Source organism: Corallococcus terminator, from assembly GCF_049194865.1.
Classification (GTDB): Bacteria; Myxococcota; Myxococcia; order Myxococcales; family Myxococcaceae; genus Myxococcus; species Myxococcus terminator_A.
Genome location: NZ_JBLZWL010000115.1, coordinates 1 through 3,437, shown reverse-complemented (window position 1 = coordinate 3,437; position 3,437 = coordinate 1). Strand labels below are relative to the sequence as shown.

The 3,437-nt window shown below is 69.7% G+C and carries 3 protein-coding genes; 1 reads left to right on the top strand and 2 read right to left on the bottom strand.

What is annotated here, in order from left to right; all coding sequences use genetic code 11:
• Positions 1-131 precede the first annotated feature (131 nt).
• Positions 132-1,322, top strand: a complete 1,191-nt coding sequence (locus ACN469_RS34510; RefSeq protein WP_498775048.1) for a hypothetical protein — start codon at positions 132-134, stop codon at positions 1,320-1,322.
• 57 nt (positions 1,323-1,379) lie between these two features.
• Here the strand turns inward: ACN469_RS34510 and ACN469_RS34505 are convergent, their stop codons facing one another.
• Together ACN469_RS34505 and ACN469_RS34500 are read right to left on the bottom strand one after the other, a co-directional pair.
• Positions 1,380-2,735 (bottom strand): MFS transporter, encoded by a 1,356-nt coding sequence (locus ACN469_RS34505; RefSeq protein WP_498775050.1) that lies wholly within the window; start codon positions 2,733-2,735, stop codon positions 1,380-1,382.
• A gap of 222 nt (positions 2,736-2,957) precedes the next feature.
• Positions 2,958-3,437: pirin-like C-terminal cupin domain-containing protein (locus ACN469_RS34500; protein ID WP_498775046.1), on the bottom strand; the 480-nt coding region annotated here is incomplete at its 5' end.

Genomic DNA, 3,437 nt, shown 5'->3' with positions numbered 1-3,437 from the left:
ACCATCTCCCGACATCGCGATGGCATCCGAAATTGAGTTGCATCTGACTCAAGCACACAGGTAATTCCAGTCCCCCCGGACTTCCCGGCTGGCGGCACGTGCGTGCCCTACTGACAAGGATTGGAGCGAACATGGCGTCGCGTCTCGGCAATGCGTCTGTGCGGGGTTTGCGTTGGGGTGCGGTGGTGCTCGCGGGACTGGTGGGCTGTGGGCCCACCACGACGAAGGAGCCCGCGACGAACCAGGAGGAAGTGCGCTCCATCGAGGAGCAGTCGAAGTCCCTGACGCCTCCCCCGGGCTGTACCGAAATCACGATGAGAGAGCTGGCCAACGGCGTGGAGCTGACGCCGGTCATGTACACGCAGCAGCCGATGTACCGGGGCACCTTCGACAGCTTTGGCGACCCCGCCGCCGTGGACCAGGCACGCATCCGCTTGGATGTGAATACGGCACCCGGGCTGTATGACTTGTCCGTGGGCGGGGGCAACACCTTCACGTGTGATCGCTGCGTGATGGCCTACCAGGACGTGGGCGCGCCGACGGCGAAGTTCTACGTCGCTGACTCCGGGACGATGCTCGTGGCGCTGAAGGTCTCCCCGGACCAGACGATTGGCGCGCTGGCGAACGTGGTCCTCCGTGAGTCCGTGGACGCTCCGCCGCTCAACGCGCCGTACTGGGGCAGCGCCGTGGTGCCGGGCGGCGAGTGCAAGTGGATCCGCTTCGCGACGTGGAACACCGTGCGCCCCGGAGGCTGCGACCCGCGCGAGGGCTCGCTGACGGCGAACCTGCCGGACACCACCTGCGTGCCCACCAACTACGCCGCCAGCGACGGCACGCTGGAGCGCGCGCTGGGCACCAAGACGCAGGGCGAGGCGTGCACCACCACCCCGGCCGCGAGCGAGTACGAGCTGGACGCGACGGACTGCGAGCAGGGCTTCACCTGCACGGACCTGCTCTCCGCCAACGCCCAGTGCCTCAAGACGTGTGACTTCATGGCGGCCACCCCGGGCTGCCCCACCGGCACCGTCTGTGGCGTCTACGGCCTGTGCATCGAGCAGTCCGTGCTCAAGCCGCTCGGCTTCGACTTCGACCCCGCCCAGATTGGCGAGCAGTGCAGCGTGGGCCACGCCGAGTTCTGCGGCACCGAGGGCGCGCGCGGCGCGTGTCTGGACCTGGCTCGCACGGGCAAGGGCACCTGCTACGCCTACGAGCGCGCTCGCAGCAACTGCGGCCCGGGCGAAGAGCTGGGCTACATGAACTACGGCCGCTCCGGTGGCGGCTTCGACCGCACCTACGGCTTCTGCTACCACGACGGTCGATGATTGAAGTGAGCTGACACGTTCGCTGCCCGGGTTGCCTCCAGCCCGGGCAGCGGCGTTTCAGCGCAGCGCGCGCCCACCGATGCGCGAGCCCGCGTCCGCTGGCAGCCTCCGGAACAGCGGCCCCGCCAGCGACGACACCACGCCCACCGCGAGGAACGGCAACCAGAAGCGGTCCGGAGTCAGCGGCAAGTCCCCACTGCCTCGCGCCAGGTGAAGCATGAGCGCGCCCAGGCTGATGCCCACGCTCAGCGCCATCTGCTGCGTCACCACCGCCACCGTGGACGCCTGGCTCATCTTCTCCGGAGGGATGTCCGCGTACGCCACGGCGTTGATGGCGGTGAACTGCAGCGAGCGCACGAAGCCGCTGACCATCAGCGTGGCGACGATGAGCGGAACAGGCGTGGAGTTGCGGAAGAGCGCCGGCAGCGCCGTCAGCACCGCCGCCGCCAGGTTGGAGCCCACCAGCGTCGTCCTGAAGCCCAATCGCTTGATGACCCACGGCGCCACGGGCTTGCAGGACATGGCCCCCAGCCCCGTGCCGATGGTCACCATGCCCGCCTCGAACGGCCCCCACCCCAGGCCCACCTGGAGCATCAGGGGCAGGAGGAACGGCGTCGCGCCCAGCCCCATCCGCACCAGCCCGCCGCCCGCCGTGCTGGCCCGGAACGTCGACAGCTTCAGCAGCCGCAAGTCCAACACGGGCTTCTTCATCCGCAGCGCGTGGGACACGTACAGCGCGATTGCGCCCGCGGCCACCAGCGCCATGCCCATCTGGATGTGAACGGGCACCAGCCCCACGCCCAACGTCTCCGCAGCGCCAATCGTCAGGATGATGGCCACCGCCGCGATGCCATAACCCCTCCAGTCGAACGGGCCTGGGTGCGGCTGGGGCAGCTCCGGCACGTAGCGCGACACCGCGAGCATGCCCAGCAGGCCCACGGGGACGTTGATGAAGAAGATCCACGGCCAGTCCGCCACGCCGAGGATGAGGCCCGCCAGCGGTGGACCGATGAGCGGCCCCACCAGCGCCGGCATCGTGAACCAGCTCAGCGCCGACACCAGCTGGTCCCTGGGCGCCGAGCCCACCACGATGAGCCGCCCCACCGGCGTCATCAGCGCGCCTCCCAGGCCCTGGAGCGTGCGGAAGGCGACGAGCTGGGGCAGCGTCCGCGAGAAGCCGCACAGCACCGAGGCGATGAGGAACACGCCCATCGCCAGCATGAAGACGCGGCGGGGACCGAAGCGGTCCGCAATCCAGCCACTCGCGGGCGCGAGCACCGCCAGCGCCAGAATGTAGGACGTCAGCGCGAGCTTGAGGTGGATGGGGTCCGTGCCGAAGGCCACGGACAGCGTCGGCAGCGCGGTGGACAGCGCGGTGGAGTCGACGAACTCCATGAACAGCGCGCTCGCCACCGCGATGGACGCGAGCCGGGAGCCTCTGTTGGCGGACGCGGGCGGCGATCCAGGTGGAGAGGAGCCAGGAGAGTCGGACACCGCTCTTCTATGCACGGGACGCCCCGTGCATGTCACGCTCGACGACACTCCATCCGGGGGGGCCCCTGCCCGCGAAGGAGCCAGGGGGCCGAGCATCGGGCCCTGGCTCGCCAGGCATGCGGCCAGGACGCGAGGGACTCGTCAGGCCGGTCGCTCCAGCCGTCCGTCCGCGTGGCGCGCGAAGCGCCCTTCCTCCCGGGCATGCACCGGGTCGTCACTCTTCCACGGCCAGCCGCCGAAGCCCGTGCGCTGGTAGTCGCTGAACGCCTGTTGAATCTCCTGACGGGAGTTCATGACGAAGGGCCCATGCTGCACCACTGGCTCGGCGATGGGCCGGCCCTGGAGCATCAGCAACTCCGTCTCGTCGGGGCCGTTCTCCAGCACCGCGTCCACGTCGGGGCGCAGTTGGACGACATGCGAAGCGGGGATGGCGCGACCGCCCACCTTCAGCGCGGAGCCCTTGAAGAAGTAGAGGAAGCGATTGCTCCCTCGCGCGGCGGCGGGCAGCGTCCACCGCGCGCCCGGCGCCAGCTTGAGCGTCCAGATGGCCACGTCCGTGTCCGCCCGCGCGGCCCAGGACTTGGGAGGCGGCGGCGGGGCCTTCACGTCGCCCAGCGTCCC

Coding starts and splice junctions, on each gene's coding strand:
- ACN469_RS34510 (WP_498775048.1), top strand. CDS start 132: ATGGCGTCGCGTCTCGGCAATGCGTCTGTGCGGGGTTTGCGTTGGGGT.